Source organism: Peribacillus simplex, from assembly GCF_001542915.1.
GTDB lineage: Bacteria > Bacillota > Bacilli > Bacillales > DSM-1321 > Peribacillus > Peribacillus simplex_B.
The window spans coordinates 48,744-63,747 of record NZ_LNNH01000059.1; the positions used below are offsets into that span (position 1 = coordinate 48,744).

At 45.5% G+C, this 15,004-nt stretch carries 13 protein-coding genes and 1 pseudogene; all 14 read left to right on the top strand.

Going from position 1 to position 15,004, the window contains the following annotated elements:
• Positions 1-10 precede the first annotated feature (10 nt).
• The gene (sdaAA, locus tag AS888_RS23885) at positions 11-895 is read left to right on the top strand and encodes an L-serine ammonia-lyase, iron-sulfur-dependent, subunit alpha (RefSeq protein ID WP_061144587.1); all 885 of its coding nucleotides are present in this window, start codon (positions 11-13) and stop codon (positions 893-895) included.
• Positions 892-2,943, top strand: a complete 2,052-nt coding sequence (gene recG, locus AS888_RS23890) for an ATP-dependent DNA helicase RecG (RefSeq protein WP_061144588.1) — start codon at positions 892-894, stop codon at positions 2,941-2,943. Before sdaAA ends, recG begins: the two co-directional genes overlap by 4 nt.
• 116 nt (positions 2,944-3,059) lie before the next feature.
• Positions 3,060-3,617 carry a transcription factor FapR gene (gene fapR / locus AS888_RS23895; protein ID WP_061144589.1) on the top strand — a complete coding sequence of 186 codons (558 nt, stop codon included), beginning with the start codon at positions 3,060-3,062 and terminating at the stop codon, positions 3,615-3,617.
• A gap of 24 nt (positions 3,618-3,641) precedes the next feature.
• On the top strand, positions 3,642-4,628 hold the full coding sequence (gene plsX / locus AS888_RS23900) for a phosphate acyltransferase PlsX (RefSeq protein ID WP_061144590.1): 987 nt from the start codon (positions 3,642-3,644) through the stop codon (positions 4,626-4,628).
• 27 nt (positions 4,629-4,655) lie between these two features.
• Positions 4,656-5,603 carry an ACP S-malonyltransferase gene (gene fabD, locus AS888_RS23905; protein ID WP_061144591.1) on the top strand — a complete coding sequence of 316 codons (948 nt, stop codon included), beginning with the start codon at positions 4,656-4,658 and terminating at the stop codon, positions 5,601-5,603.
• Positions 5,600-6,343, top strand: a complete 744-nt coding sequence (fabG, locus tag AS888_RS23910) for a 3-oxoacyl-[acyl-carrier-protein] reductase (protein ID WP_061144592.1) — start codon at positions 5,600-5,602, stop codon at positions 6,341-6,343. The genes fabD and fabG overlap by 4 nt, the downstream gene beginning before the upstream one ends.
• 57 nt (positions 6,344-6,400) lie before the next feature.
• Positions 6,401-6,634, top strand: a complete 234-nt coding sequence (locus AS888_RS23915; protein ID WP_034313729.1) for an acyl carrier protein — start codon at positions 6,401-6,403, stop codon at positions 6,632-6,634.
• Positions 6,635-6,900: 266 nt separating this feature from the next.
• Positions 6,901-7,644: a ribonuclease III gene (gene rnc, locus AS888_RS23920; RefSeq protein WP_061144737.1), complete on the top strand. Its 744-nt coding sequence runs from the start codon at positions 6,901-6,903 to the stop codon at positions 7,642-7,644.
• Positions 7,645-7,664: 20 nt separating this feature from the next.
• The gene (gene smc / locus AS888_RS23925; protein ID WP_061144593.1) at positions 7,665-11,228 is read left to right on the top strand and encodes a chromosome segregation protein SMC; all 3,564 of its coding nucleotides are present in this window, start codon (positions 7,665-7,667) and stop codon (positions 11,226-11,228) included.
• 26 nt (positions 11,229-11,254) lie between these two features.
• Positions 11,255-12,274, top strand: a complete 1,020-nt coding sequence (ftsY, locus tag AS888_RS23930) for a signal recognition particle-docking protein FtsY (RefSeq protein ID WP_061144594.1) — start codon at positions 11,255-11,257, stop codon at positions 12,272-12,274.
• A gap of 108 nt (positions 12,275-12,382) precedes the next feature.
• Positions 12,383-12,781 (top strand): annotated as a pseudogene (locus tag AS888_RS23935) (GNAT family N-acetyltransferase).
• Between the two features lie 121 nt (positions 12,782-12,902).
• Entirely contained in the window at positions 12,903-13,235 is a 333-nt protein-coding gene (locus tag AS888_RS23940) for a hypothetical protein (protein WP_061144595.1), read from the top strand.
• A 72-nt stretch (positions 13,236-13,307) separates the two neighbouring features.
• Positions 13,308-13,640: a putative DNA-binding protein gene (locus AS888_RS23945; protein WP_061144596.1), complete on the top strand. Its 333-nt coding sequence runs from the start codon at positions 13,308-13,310 to the stop codon at positions 13,638-13,640.
• Between the two features lie 11 nt (positions 13,641-13,651).
• The gene (gene ffh / locus AS888_RS23950) at positions 13,652-14,992 is read left to right on the top strand and encodes a signal recognition particle protein (RefSeq protein ID WP_061144597.1); all 1,341 of its coding nucleotides are present in this window, start codon (positions 13,652-13,654) and stop codon (positions 14,990-14,992) included.
• Positions 14,993-15,004: the final 12 nt, after the last annotated feature.

Genomic DNA, 15,004 nt, shown 5'->3' on the forward strand with positions numbered 1-15,004 from the left:
AGAAGATACCATGTTTCGAAATGTTGCGGAATTGATAGAATTAGCTGAATCAAAACAGAAAAAAATATCAAATTTGATGATAGAACAGGAAATGGAAGTGACGGGCAGGACACGTGAACAAATCATCCACCAGATGGGGGTCAATCTGGATGTGATGGAACAGGCTGTTGAAAAGGGCCTCCAAGGTGTCCGGTCCGTTTCCGGCCTTACAGGCGGTGATGCAGTCCTGCTTCAGGATTATATTAATTCCGGGAATTCCCTATCCGGTGAATTGTTGTTGGATGCGGTCAGCAAGGCCGTGGCCACAAACGAAGTGAACGCGGCCATGGGAACCATTTGTGCGACCCCCACTGCCGGATCGGCCGGGGTGGTGCCAGGAACCCTTTTTGCGTTGCAAAACAAACTAAAACCGAATCGGGAACAAAAAATCGAGTTCTTATTCACGGCAGGTGCCTTTGGCTTTGTTGTTGCGAACAATGCTTCAATTTCCGGGGCAGCGGGTGGCTGTCAGGCAGAGGTTGGTTCCGCTTCGGGAATGGCAGCGGCTGCAATTGTTGAAATGGCAGGGGGAACACCTGCGCAAAGCGCTGAAGCTATGGCGATTACGCTAAAGAACATGCTTGGTCTTGTATGTGACCCGGTTGCCGGGCTTGTGGAGGTACCTTGTGTGAAACGGAATGCGATGGGGGCGGCCAATGCAATGGTTGCCGCTGATATGGCGTTGGCGGGGATTACAAGCCGTATACCATGTGATGAAGTGATTGATGCGATGTACAAGATCGGGCAGACGATGCCATCGGCTCTTAGGGAAACTGCACAAGGAGGATTAGCGGCTACACCGACTGGACGGGAGTTGGAAGCGAAGATTTTTGGCTTGCCGCTTAACAAAAAGTGACCTCCGCCATTTTTGAGCCGATAACGGCAGTGAAAGGGATCGGGAGCGAAACGGCGGCAGCCCTGGAGGAAATGGAGATCCATACCGTCAAGAATCTCCTTGAACATCTTCCATATCGTTATGAAGATTACCGTTTGAGGGACTTGGAAACGGTAGAACATGACGAGCGCGTCACCGTAGAAGGAAAGATTCATACCGTGCCCACATTAGGGTACTTTGGAAAGAAAAAATCGAGGCTGACGATTAAATTATTGACCGGGAGATATTTAATAAATGTCATATTTTTCAACCAGCCATATTTGAAACCGAAACTTGCGATAGGGGAAACCATAACGGTAACTGGAAAATGGGATCGTCATCGCCAAACCATTACAGGCTCAGAGTGCCTTATTGGCAATCACAGTCGGGAGAAAGAATTTGAACCGGTTTATTCCGTGAAGGGCAGCATTACGGTTAAAGGTTTGCGCCGCTTTATCTCCAATGCTTTTACCCAGTATGGGTCCATGATTGAAGAGAATTTGCCTCCGCAATTGTTGGCGACATACAAATTGATGCCGCGTAAGGATGCTCTTCGCATGATGCATTTTCCTATATCCGCTGATGATATCAAGAAAGCGCGGCGCCGATTTGTGTATGAGGAATTTTTATTGTTTCAATTGAAAATGCAGGCATTGCGTAAAGTGCAGCGGGAGCAATCAAAAGGAATCGGTCAGGAATTTGACATCAAGTCGGTGGAAGCCTTCATAGAAACGCTTCCTTTTCCATTAACACATGCTCAAAACCGTGTTGTCGATGAAATCTTGAATGACATGAAATCCCCTTATCGGATGAATCGCCTTCTTCAAGGCGATGTTGGATCAGGAAAAACGGTTGTGGCTGCGATCTGCCTGAAGGCGGCGATTACAGCGGGTTTCCAAGGCGCCCTTATGGTCCCGACCGAAATCCTGGCTGAGCAGCATACGCAATCATTGAAAGCGATGCTTGAACCGACCGGAGTGAAAGTAGCGTTATTGACCAGTTCGGTGAAGGGCAAAAAACGCCGGGAGCTATTACAAATGCTGGAATCCGGGGAGATCGACCTTTTGATCGGAACTCATGCTTTGATTCAGGATGAGGTGAATTTTCAAAACCTCGGTCTTGTCATAACAGATGAACAACATCGTTTTGGGGTGGAGCAGCGTCGGATCCTCCGTGAAAAAGGTGCGAATCCAGATGTTCTATTCATGACGGCAACACCGATTCCGCGTACGCTCGCGATTACCGTTTTTGGCGAAATGGATGTCTCGACGATAGATGAAATGCCGGCTGGGCGCAAGGCGATTGAAACGTATTGGGCAAAACATCAAATGCTTGACCGGATATTGACTTTTGTTGAAAAGGAACTTAAAAAAGGACGGCAGGCCTACGTCATCTGTCCATTGATCGAGGAATCGGAAAAGCTTGATTCTTTGCAAAATGTTCTGGATGTCCATGCCATGCTGACACAATACTTTGCCAATCGCTATAAAGTGGGGCTCATGCATGGACGCCTTCCCGCGGATGAAAAAGACGAGGTCATGCAGCAGTTCAGCGTAAATGCTGCGCAAATCCTCGTCTCTACGACCGTTGTCGAGGTAGGAGTCAATGTTCCAAATGCAACGGTAATGGTCATCTATGATGCAGAACGTTTTGGACTTTCACAGCTGCATCAGCTGCGGGGAAGGGTTGGACGGGGAAGTGATCAGTCCTTTTGCATCCTCCTGGCAGATCCGAAAACGGAGGTCGGAAAAGAACGGATGAAAATCATGACAGAAACAAATGATGGCTTTGTCCTCTCCGAGAAAGATTTGGAACTTCGTGGCCCAGGTGATTTCTTTGGCAAAAAGCAAAGCGGCCTGCCGGAGTTCAAAGTGGCTGACATGGTCCACGATTACAGGACGTTGGAAGTGGCGCGCGAGGATGCCGCAAAACTGATTGCCTCCCAAAGCTTTTGGCATTCCCGGGAGTATGCACCGTTACGTACCTATTTAGAGGGGACAGGGGTATTTACGGGAGAAAAGCTGGACTGAAATAATGAAAATCATTAGCAGATTGCGAGAATTTCCACATTATCTTGCAATCTGTTTTTAAAATATATATACTACTATTAGTACCTAGTCATAATACTACGGATGGTGACCTTCAAATGCGAAGAAACAAGAAGGAACGCCAGCAATTATTAATCGATACGATTAAACAGAATCCTTTTGTAACGGATGAGGAGCTGGCTGAAAAATATTCGGTGAGCGTCCAGACAATTAGGCTTGATCGTCTTGAATTATCGATACCTGAACTGCGTGAACGCATTAAGAACGTAGCCGAGAAAAAATTCAGTGACGAAATCAGGGCTTTGCCTTTGGATGAAATCATCGGGGAAGTAATAGATCTCAATTTAGATGACAATGCCATTTCGATTTTGGATATAAAAAAAGAACATGTCTTCAAGCGGAACGGAATTGCCAGGGGGCATCACCTTTTTGCCCAAGCGAATTCATTAGCAGTGGCAGTCATGAATGATGAATTGGCACTGACAGCAAAGGCATCGATTTTATTTACTCGTTCCGTAAAGGAAAATGAAAGAGTGGTAGCCAAAGCGAAGGTTAAAAGCGTGGACCATACCAATGATCGATCAGTGGTGGAGGTCAGAAGCTACGTAGGTAATGAGCTGGTTTTTAAAGGCGAGTTCGAAATGTATCGCTCTTAACTTTCTAGTAAAGGATGAATGAACATGAAAATCACGATAGATGCAATGGGCGGAGATCACGCGCCTAAAGCACAGGTTTTAGGTGCGATGAAAGCTGTCGAGGCTTTTTCCGATGTGGAAATCACCTTGGTCGGGAATGAAGCCGAGATCAACCAAGACTTGATCAAACATGGCCGGATAAAGGTCGTACATACTGAAGATAAAATATTGAGTACCGATGAGCCTGTTCGGGCGGTTCGCCGCAAGAAAAGTGCCTCGATGGTATTGGCTGCACAACAAGTGGCAGATGGGGATGCCGACGCATGCATTTCATCAGGCAATACAGGAGCGCTTATGGCTGCAGGTTTGTTTGTTGTCGGAAGAATCGATGGCATCGAACGTCCGGCATTGGCACCGACACTGCCGACAATTGACGGAAAAGGATTTGTCCTGCTTGATGTGGGCGCTAACTCCGATGCGAAACCCGAGCATCTGCTGCAATTCGCGATAATGGGTTCCGTGTATGCCCAAAAAGTACGCGGAATAGATAAGCCGCGTGTCGGGCTATTGAATATCGGGACAGAAGAAAAAAAGGGGAATGAATTGACCAAGCATGCTTTTTCATTGCTGCAGCAGTCATCGGAAATCTCCTTTATTGGTAATGTTGAAGCACGAGACCTTCTAAATGGACCGGCCGATGTGGTCGTTACGGATGGATTCACGGGAAATATGGTGTTGAAGACACTGGAGGGTACGGCTATGAGCGTGTTCACCATGTTGAAATCGGCTTTGATGAGCAACTTGAAGAGCAAGTTGGCTGCTGCCATGGTGAAGCCGGAATTAAAGGTCATTAAAAATCAAATGGACTATTCGGAGTATGGCGGTGCAGGATTGTTCGGCCTGAAGGCTCCTGTCATCAAGGCGCATGGATCTTCGGATGCGAATGCCATCTATAATGCGATACGCCAGACTCGCGACATGGTTGGTCATGACGTCATCCCGACCATTGCGAAGACGATAGAAAAACAATAATAAATCATAGAGGCAGGGGAGTAACAGATGGGTAAAATTGCTTTTGTCTTTCCAGGACAAGGTTCACAATCAATAGGAATGGGGCTAAGCTTATATCAGGAAAACGAGCGTGCTCAGCAGATTTTTCGAACAGCGGATGAAAAACTTGATTTACCGCTATCTGAACTTATCTTTAATGGTACACAGCAGGAATTGACGGTAACCTACAATGCACAGCCAGCTTTATTGACTACAAGTTATGCGCTGGTCAGCGCTTTGGAAGAAGCGGGAATCAAAGCGGATTATACAGCGGGCCATAGCTTGGGTGAATATACGGCTTTAGTGGCAGCTGGTGCCATCTCTTTTGAAGATGCCGTATATACCGTTCGTAAACGTGGGGAGTTCATGGAAGCGGCTGTGCCGAATGGTCAAGGTTCAATGGCAGCGGTGCTTGGCATGGATCGTGAAGCTCTGGCTGAAGTGACTTCTGAAATATCTGCCGCAGGCGAATCCGTCCAATTGGCCAATATAAATTGTCCGGGGCAAATCGTCATTTCCGGTACGGCTGAAGGGGTTAAACTGGCCAGTGCAAAAGCGAAGGGAAATGGAGCCAAAAGGGCACTTCCCCTTGAAGTGAGCGGCCCCTTCCATTCTGAATTGATGAAACCAGCGGCAGAAAAACTACAAGGTGTCCTGGAGGAAGTGACCTTCCAGCAAGCGGCTATTCCCGTCATTTCGAATGTAACGGCCAAGCCGATTACTGAACCTGTAGAAATTAAAGGGAAATTAATTGAGCAGCTGTATTCCCCAGTACTTTGGGAGGACAGCGTCAGAACATTGCTTGATTTGGGTGTCGATACGTTCATCGAGGTAGGACCGGGGAAAGTTTTGGGCGGATTGATCAAGAAGATTGACCGTTCCGTGCAAATCCATTCCGTATCCGATCTAGAAACCCTTACTAAAACGGTTGAAACATTAAAGGAGGCACAAGCATGATCCTCAAAGGCAAAAAGGCACTCGTAACGGGAGCGTCAAGGGGCATTGGCAGGGAAGTGGCGTTAGAGCTTGCCCTTCAGGGAGCGGATGTTGCCATCAATTATTCCGGCAGTGAAGCGAAAGCGAATGAAGTGGTCGATGAAATCAAGGCTTTGGGCCGTGAAGCATTCGCCATTCAATGCGATGTTGCCAATGGTGAATCAGTGACTAACATGGTCAAAGAAGTCGTCGAACGGTTCGGCCGCGTGGATATCCTGGTAAACAATGCCGGAATCACACGCGATAACTTATTGATGCGCATGAAAGAAGATGAGTGGGATGCAGTGATCAATACGAACCTTAAAGGCGTTTTCCTTTGCACAAAAGCGGTCACCAGGCAAATGATGAAGCAGCGCAGCGGCAGGATCATAAATATGGCATCGATCGTCGGCGTAAGCGGAAATGCAGGTCAGGCCAATTATGTGGCGGCGAAGGCGGGCGTAATCGGCCTGACCAAAACCACTGCGAAGGAACTTGCTTCAAGAGGGATAACGGTCAATGCGATTGCTCCCGGCTTCATCTCGACTGATATGACTGGGGAATTGCCTGAAGATGTCCAAAAAGCGATGCTGGACCAAATTCCACTGGCGCGTTTCGGTGACCCTAAAGAAGTCGCATCTGTCGCATCTTTCCTTGCTTCAGACTCCAGCAAATATATGACTGGACAAACACTTCATGTAGATGGCGGCATGGTTATGTAAGTTTTCTTTGATTTTTTTCGAATTTAATTTATAATGTCTTGAGGGGAGGTGAACAAATTGGCAGATGTATTAGAAAGAGTAACGAAAATCGTTGTGGATCGTTTGAACGTAGAAGAATCAGAAGTGAAACTTGAAGCTTCTTTCAAAGAAGATCTTGGTGCCGATTCCCTAGATGTAGTTGAACTAGTCATGGAATTCGAAGACGAGTTCGATATGGAAATTTCGGACGACGACGCTGAAAAAATCGCCACAGTAGGTGATGCTGTGAATTACATACAAAGCACTATGTAATGTATGGTCTTTTGACTAAAAGCTCCGTTTTTAACGGGGCTTTCTCTTGTAATGAAAGAAGTTTAAGGAAAGCTGCTTGATATAAGGGAATGATGATTGGCTAAAGCAAGCTTCTTGCTGCCTGACAGTGGTTGACGGTTAGTTTTCTTTAAGCGAATTATCATGTATGATGGTACATAGGAAAGCTTGACAGGAATTCCTGCCAGGTTTCTTTTTATATATTGGAAAAATATGCTTTTTTGAACCGTTGTGGAGGGTTTTAAGTGATACGTAGGAACGGAAATAATCGTAAACCATCAATCAAGGATAATAAATTTAAACAGTTGCAAGAAAGTCTTGGTTTTCATTTTCAGGATGAAAATTTATTGAAACAAGCTTTTACACATTCATCTTATGTGAATGAGCATCGCCGTAAGCCTTATGAAGATAACGAAAGGCTTGAATTCTTGGGAGACGCTGTACTGGAACTGACCATCTCTAAATACTTGTATCAAAAATACCCGATGATGAGCGAGGGCGAACTGACCAAATTAAGGGCAGCCATCGTGTGCGAACCCTCGCTTGTTGCTTTTGCCAATAGTCTTTCCTACGGGGAATATGTATTACTCGGAAAAGGGGAAGAAATGACAGGCGGAAGGGAACGGCCTGCGATGTTAGCGGATGTATTCGAAGCATATATCGGGGCGTTGTACCTTGACCAAGGGTTGGAGTCGGTTGTGCAGTTTTTGAATAATGTTGTGTTTCCGAAGATAGACGAGGGTGCTTTTTCTCATGTGATGGATTATAAAAGCCAGCTTCAAGAGCTGATCCAGCGTGATGCTATCGGTGTCCTGCAATATAAAATCCTGCAGGAGAAAGGGCCGGCCCATAACCGGGAGTTCGTTTCCACCGTCTCTTTGAACGGGGTAGAGCTCGGCACTGGTTTAGGAAAGTCCAAAAAAGAAGCGGAGCAGCATGCAGCCGAGCATGCATTGATCGTCTTAAAAGAAAAAAATCAACAAGATAGTTGAACAGTAGAGGAGGAAAGGTCATGTTCCTCAAACGCTTGGACGTTGTAGGATTTAAATCTTTCGCAGAGAAGATATCGATTGATTTTGTACCTGGTGTCACGGCAGTGGTTGGACCGAACGGAAGCGGTAAAAGCAATGTGACCGATGCAGTCCGATGGGTACTTGGAGAGCAGTCTGCGAAATCGCTTCGTGGCGCAAAAATGGAAGATATCATTTTTTCGGGGAGTGACACGAGGAAAGCGTTGAATTTTGCAGAAGTATCCTTGACCCTTGATAACGAGACCAATTCCCTGCCGATAGACTTTCATGAAGTAAGCGTGACGAGAAGGGTATACCGATCGGGAGAAAGTGAATTTTTCATTAATAATCAAGGATGCCGCTTGAAAGACATCATAGATTTGTTCATGGATTCAGGCCTTGGCCGTGAAGCGTTTTCGATAATCAGTCAGGGGAAAGTCGAAGAAATCCTAAGCAGCAAAGCAGAAGAAAGACGTGTGATCTTTGAAGAAGCAGCAGGTGTCCTCAAATATAAAACAAGAAAACGAAAAGCGGAATCGAAGCTGACTGAAACACAGGATAATTTGAACCGTGTCCATGATATCCTCCATGAATTGGAGGGGCAGGTTGAACCCTTAAAAATCCAATCCTCCCTTGCCAAGGAATTTTTGGAGAAAAAAGACGAGCTTGAACAAATTGAAGTTGCTTTAACCGTGTTTGAAATTGAAGAACTTTATGAAAAATGGGAAAAGCTGTCCCATGATCTAGAAAAGCATAATGAAATGGAGCAGCAAATGGCAGGGCAGCTTCATGAACGGGAAGCGCATCTCAAAAAGCTCCGGGATAATCTGGCTACGCTCGAAACATCAATCAATGAGCTTCAGGAGATTCTCCTGAACGCGAGTGAGGAACTTGAAAAGCTTGAAGGCCGTAAAGAAGTATTGAAGGAACGGAAAAAAAATGCTGCCCAAAACAAATCACAGCTTGAAAGAGCGATCGTGGAAGGCGAGACTATGGTCAAGCGCCTCTCTCTCCAACAGCAAAGTGAAAGGGAAATCCTCCATGCGCTGCATTCGGAAGTGAACGGCATCCAGGAAACCTTATATGAAAAACAAAAAAGCCTGGGGCTTTTCAATAGCGATATCGAAGCCGTGATTGAAGCGAAAAAAAGTGATTATATTGAGTGGCTGAACAAGCAGGCAACGGCCAAGAACGAAAAACAGTATCTGCTTCAGCAGCTCACGCAGCAGGAGCATAAAAACGTTAAACTGGATTCGGAAAATGAAAAGTTCCTAATTGAAAGAAATGATATCACCGCAAAAAAACGGGAGTATTCACAGCGGATGGACAAGGTGACCAAGCAGCTTGAAGAGCATGTCTCGGTTTTCAGGAATCAGCAGAATAAACTGGATGCGGCTAAAGATGTGTATCAAAAGCAAGAAACCACTCTTTATAAAGCTTATCAATTCCTTCAACAGGCCAAGTCTCGCAAAGAGCTTCTTGAAGAAATGGAAGAAGACTATGCAGGCTTCTTTCAAGGTGTTAAAGAAGTTTTGAAAGCGAAAGAAAAGCTTTCAGGCATTGAAGGCGCAGTCGCAGAGTTGATAAAGGTGCCAAAGGAGTATGAAACGGCCATCGAAACGGCCCTGGGCGGAGCGATGCAGCATGTTGTCGTCGAACGCGAAGAGCATGCACGTGAAGCCATTTCCTTCTTGAAGAAGAATAGATATGGACGTGCTACGTTCTTGCCGTTATCCGTCATAAAGGCAAGGGAAATTTCATCAAGTCAATTATCGATGCTGAAAAGCCATGCAGCATTTGTCGGGACAGGCTCCTCTTTGATCCAATATGATGTCAGGCATGCCGCAATCGCCGAAAACCTGCTAGGAACGGTCATCATCACCACCGATTTAAAGGGTGCGAACGACCTGGCCAAAATGATGCAGCATCGCTTTCGTTTCGTAACGCTCGAAGGCGATATCGTCAATCCAGGCGGTTCAATGACTGGTGGGGCGCTAAAGCAAAAAACGACCTCTCTGCTTTCAAGGAAGACCGAATTGGAAGAACTCCATCAAAAACTTTCCGCAATGGAAGCAAAAACGAACCAGCTGGAAAAGCAGGTCAAACAGCTGAAAGTGGATGTCGGTGTTCAAGAGCAAACGCTTGAACAAACGAGAAAAACGGGGGAGGATCTCCGGTTACAGGAGCAAACCCTGAAGGGCGAACTGCGTGAAGTCGAATTGCAGGAAAGAAACGTTAATGACCGGCTTCACCTGTATGATTTGGATAAAAACTCTTATTTGGAAGAGCAACAACAAAAAATGGCCAGATTGGAAGAGTTGGAAGAGTTATTGAAGTCATGCAAAACGGAAATCGAAGCGCTTGACAAGTTGATTTCAGACATGACAGCACAAAAACAATCTCAACAATCTTCAAAAGAAAGTCTTGCTGAAGAAACGAATGAGCTAAAGGTAACACTGGCGTCCAAGCGTGGGCTGCTGCAAAACCAAAAAGAAAAATTGGAACGCATTGAATTTGATCTTGCAAAGGAAACGAGCAAGCTTGCCGAAAATAAAGATGACTTGGGGCTTCTGACAAATGAAATGACGGACAGTTCAAGCGGCGAAGAGACACTCGAGGATATGGCCCAGCAAAAATTGCTTGATAAAAACGGGGCCATTGAAGGGATTGCCAGTAAAAAACAAGAGAAAAATGAGCTTCTTTCACAAGTTGAAACGCTTGAATTGGCCTTGAAGGAAGAAAATAGGGTTTATAAAGGCGTTATCGAAGTGATAAAAGATGAAGAGGTCAAATTAACTCGGTTGGACATGGAACTTGAAAATCGCCTTGACCATTTAAGGGAAGAGTATACGCTATCCTATGAAGGGGCCAAGGAACGGTATCCATTGATGCTCCCTGTAGAAGAAGCACGCAAAAAAGTGAAGCTCATCAAGCTGGCGATCGAGGAATTGGGGACGGTCAATCTAGGTGCGATCGAGGAATACGCCCGTGTAGCTGAACGCTATGAATTCCTGATGAGTCAAAAGGAAGATCTCCAACAGGCAAAAGACACATTATTCCAAGTCATAGATGAGATGGATGATGAGATGAAACGTCGCTTTGCTGATACCTTCTATTCGATACGGGAGCAATTCGAACAGGTGTTCAAAGCTTTATTTGGCGGGGGAAGAGCGGAGCTGAAGCTGACGAATCCCGATGATCTGCTGCATACAGGGGTAGATATCATCGCACAGCCACCAGGTAAAAAACTGCAGAACTTAAGTCTTTTATCCGGGGGAGAACGGGCACTGACGGCAATAGCCCTATTATTCTCCATCCTGAAAGTGAGGCCGGTGCCTTTCTGTATCCTCGATGAGGTCGAGGCAGCACTCGATGAGGCGAATGTCGTCCGGTTCAGCCAATTCTTAAGGAAGTTCAGCAGGGAAACGCAGTTTATCGTCATCACCCACCGGAAAGGTACGATGGAAGAGGCTGATGTCCTCTACGGGATTACGATGCAGGAGTCAGGTGTGTCCAAGCTTGTTTCTGTCCGGATGGAAGAGTCGGAAAACTTTATCGAAGTGTAAATTCATGAATGAGAGGAAGTGGGACAATGAGTTTTTTCAAGAAGCTAAAAGAGAAGTTTACGACCCAGGAAGAGAAGGAAAAAGAAATAGAGGTACAAGAAATCTCCATAGGGGAGAAATTCAAGCAAGGTTTGACGAAGACGAGGAATTCCTTTACTGGAAGAGTTAATGAGCTTGTTGCCCGTTACCGGAAAGTGGATGAGGACTTTTTTGAAGAACTTGAAGAAATCCTGATTCAAGCTGACGTGGGCTTCGACACCGTCATGGAATTGATCGATCAATTAAAAACGGAGGTCAAACTCCGCAATATCTCGGACACACGGGAAGTGCAGTCTGTCATTTCAGAAAAGCTTGTGGACATCTACCAAGGTGATGACGGTGATACCTCAAGCCTGAACATCCAAGAAGAAGGTTTGACGGTCATTTTGTTTGTCGGTGTGAATGGGGTAGGTAAAACGACGACAATCGGTAAACTTGCTCATAAGTTCAAGAGTGAGGGTAAATCGGTTGTACTGGCAGCGGGGGATACATTCCGTGCTGGCGCAATCGAACAGCTTGAAGTATGGGGGGAGCGCGTCGGTGTCAGTGTAATCAAACAAGGTGAAGGGTCCGATCCCGCTGCGGTCATGTTCGATGCCGTTCAGGCTGCCAAGGCAAGAAAAGCGGACATTCTGATATGTGATACGGCCGGACGCTTACAGAACAAAGTGAACTTAATGAAGGAATTGGAAAAAGTGAAACGCGTAATCGAACGCGAAGTACCGGGTGCCCCACATGAGGTGCTCCTTGCCCTTGATGCAACAACCGGACAAAATGCCCTGATTCAGGCCAAGACATTCAAAGAAGCGACGAATGTCTCGGGAATTGTTTTAACAAAGCTAGACGGCACGGCAAAAGGCGGAATTGTTTTGGCGATTCGCAATGAGCTGGCCATTCCCGTTAAATTCGTCGGACTTGGTGAAAAAATGGACGACCTTCAGGAATTCGATGCCGAAAAATATGTTTACGGCCTATTTGCTGATATCATTGATAAAGAAGAGCTTTGAATATAACTTAGTAAGCCGGAAGAGATTATTCTCTTCCGGTTTTTTGTTGATACTATAGTATTTAAGGGAAAAACCATTCACCGTTTTATAAGTAGGCGAGGAAACATTTTGAGCAAATATGAGATTGAAAAATAATACGCCAACGTTGGAAGAATACATATATTTGTGTGCTTCTGTGGGATGGGCCGATTATATGAATTTTGAAGCGGAGGAAATATTACTAAGGAACTCCATCCACTGCCTTACAGTCAGAGATCAAAGTCATGTTGTGGGCATGGGGCCGTCTATTTCTATGTTCAAGATATCGTGGTTCATCCAGATTATCAGAAAAAAGGTATTGGAAAGGAGATCATGGATCATTGGGTGGGGTACTTGAATACCCATGCGCCAGATAAGGCATTTATCGGTTTGTTTGCTTCGCACGGTAAACACTCTTTCTATGAAAAATATCGTTTTAAAGATTATTCTCCTAATATGATGGGGATGTTTACTGTAATTTCAAGATAGATATATTTTAAAAATCGGACATGACTGTCGATCAAAGCATCGGATATCGAAGACAAGCGTTTTAACCGTCCATATAGCTGCTCCAGAGGGGAATGGCTGATCTTTAGACTTATTTCCTTTTATGGAGCCTATCGTCGCCATAATGAAGAAATGGACGCACTTCCTCTCGACGGTCAATTTTAAAAGAAGAGCAGGAATGGTCACGATAGGGGTAGCCGCCGCTGTCCTTGGAGGCAATCGGCCGGACACACGCGGATTCAAAACACAGGGAAACCTCGGCGTCTTTCCGACCTTTCCCTGTTTATTTGTGCAATTGAAATTTGGCTTACACAGGCATTATTTGCAGATGAAAAGATGGCAAGTTAAACTTAAAATCAGGCTGAAGCGGCGTTTAAAAGCGAGAAAAAGAAAAAAAAGGATCGGCTCCAAGCCAGTGGTAAGGAGTTTAGCTTGACATCAAATAAACAAGACGATACAATATAAACTTGTAAAGGGTTTTCACTTAACAGCAGGGAGGCTTGCTAAGATGCTTGAAAAGACAACGCGGATTAACTATTTGTATGACTTTTATCAATCGTTGTTAACAGAGAAGCAGCAGAGCTATATGTCCCTCTACTATCTGGATGATTACTCTCTTGGGGAGATTGCCGATGAATACGAAGTGAGTAGGCAGGCAGTCTATGATAATATAAAAAGAACAGAAGCGATGCTTGAGGAATATGAAGCAAAGCTATTGTTATTTCAAAAATTTCAAGAGCGTAACCAGTGGATTGCGAATATGAAGGCACTCATTGAAAAGGATTCCTTTTCGAAGGAGAAGCTGCTTGATGCAATCACGACGCTTGAGAAGTTGGATTAGGAGGCGGCAATATGGCATTTGAAGGATTGGCCGACCGACTGCAGAGCACGATGCAAAAGATCCGCGGAAAAGGGAAGGTCAACGAAGCAGACGTAAAAGAAATGATGCGTGAAGTTCGATTAGCCCTGCTTGAAGCGGACGTTAACTTTAAAGTCGTGAAGGATTTTGTAAAGCGTGTAAGTGAACGTTCGGTAGGTCAGGAAGTGCTGAAAAGCTTAACCCCCGGTCAACAGGTAATTAAAGTAGTTAAGGAAGAATTGACGGAGCTGATGGGCGGCGAACAGAGCAAGATTGCCGTAGCCTCGAAGCCGCCGACCGTCATTATGATGGTTGGGCTTCAAGGGGCGGGTAAAACGACGACCACCGGAAAGCTTGCCAATCTTCTTAGAAAGAAATACAACCGCAAGCCATTGCTCGTTGCGGCTGATATTTACCGTCCGGCGGCGATTAAGCAGCTTGAAACACTTGGCAAACAATTAAGCATGCCTGTTTTTTCCCTTGGTGACCAAATCAGTCCTGTTGAAATAGCGAAACAGGCGATTGAAAAAGCGAAGGAAGAACATCATGATTATGTTTTGATCGATACCGCAGGCCGTCTTCATGTTGATGAAAACTTGATGGGCGAACTGAAGGATATTAAAGAACTGACAAAACCGGATGAAATCTTCCTTGTGGTCGATGCGATGACGGGGCAGGATGCGGTCAATGTAGCCCAAAGCTTCAATGATCAGCTCGGCCTGACTGGAGTCGTCTTGACGAAACTCGATGGGGATACACGCGGTGGTGCGGCACTTTCGATTCGTTCAGTCACGAACACGCCGATCAAATTCGTCGGTATGGGGGAAAAACTGGATGCACTTGAGGCATTTCATCCAGAACGGATGGCGTCAAGGATCCTCGGCATGGGCGATGTATTGACCCTTATCGAAAAGGCACAGGCCAATGTCGATGAAGACAAAGCGAAAGAATTAGAGAAAAAGATGCGTACAGCGACTTTCACCTTTGATGATTTCCTTGAACAGCTTGGTCAGGTGCGGAATATGGGACCGCTTGATGATATTCTGAAAATGATTCCTGGTGCGAACAAAATGAAAGGGATGGACAATCTTCAAATTGATGACAAGCAGATCGGTCATGTTGAAGCCATCATCCGTTCCATGACGACCCATGAAAAGGAACATCCAGAAACCATGAATGCATCCCGCAAGAAACGGATTGCCAAAGGCAGCGGCAGATCGATTCAAGAGGTGAACCGTTTATTGAAGCAATTCGAAGAAATGAAAAAAATGATGAAACAGGTCACGAACATGCAAAAAGGAAAGAAAAAGGGATTCAAATTCCCGTTCATGTAAGGGTTATTTCAA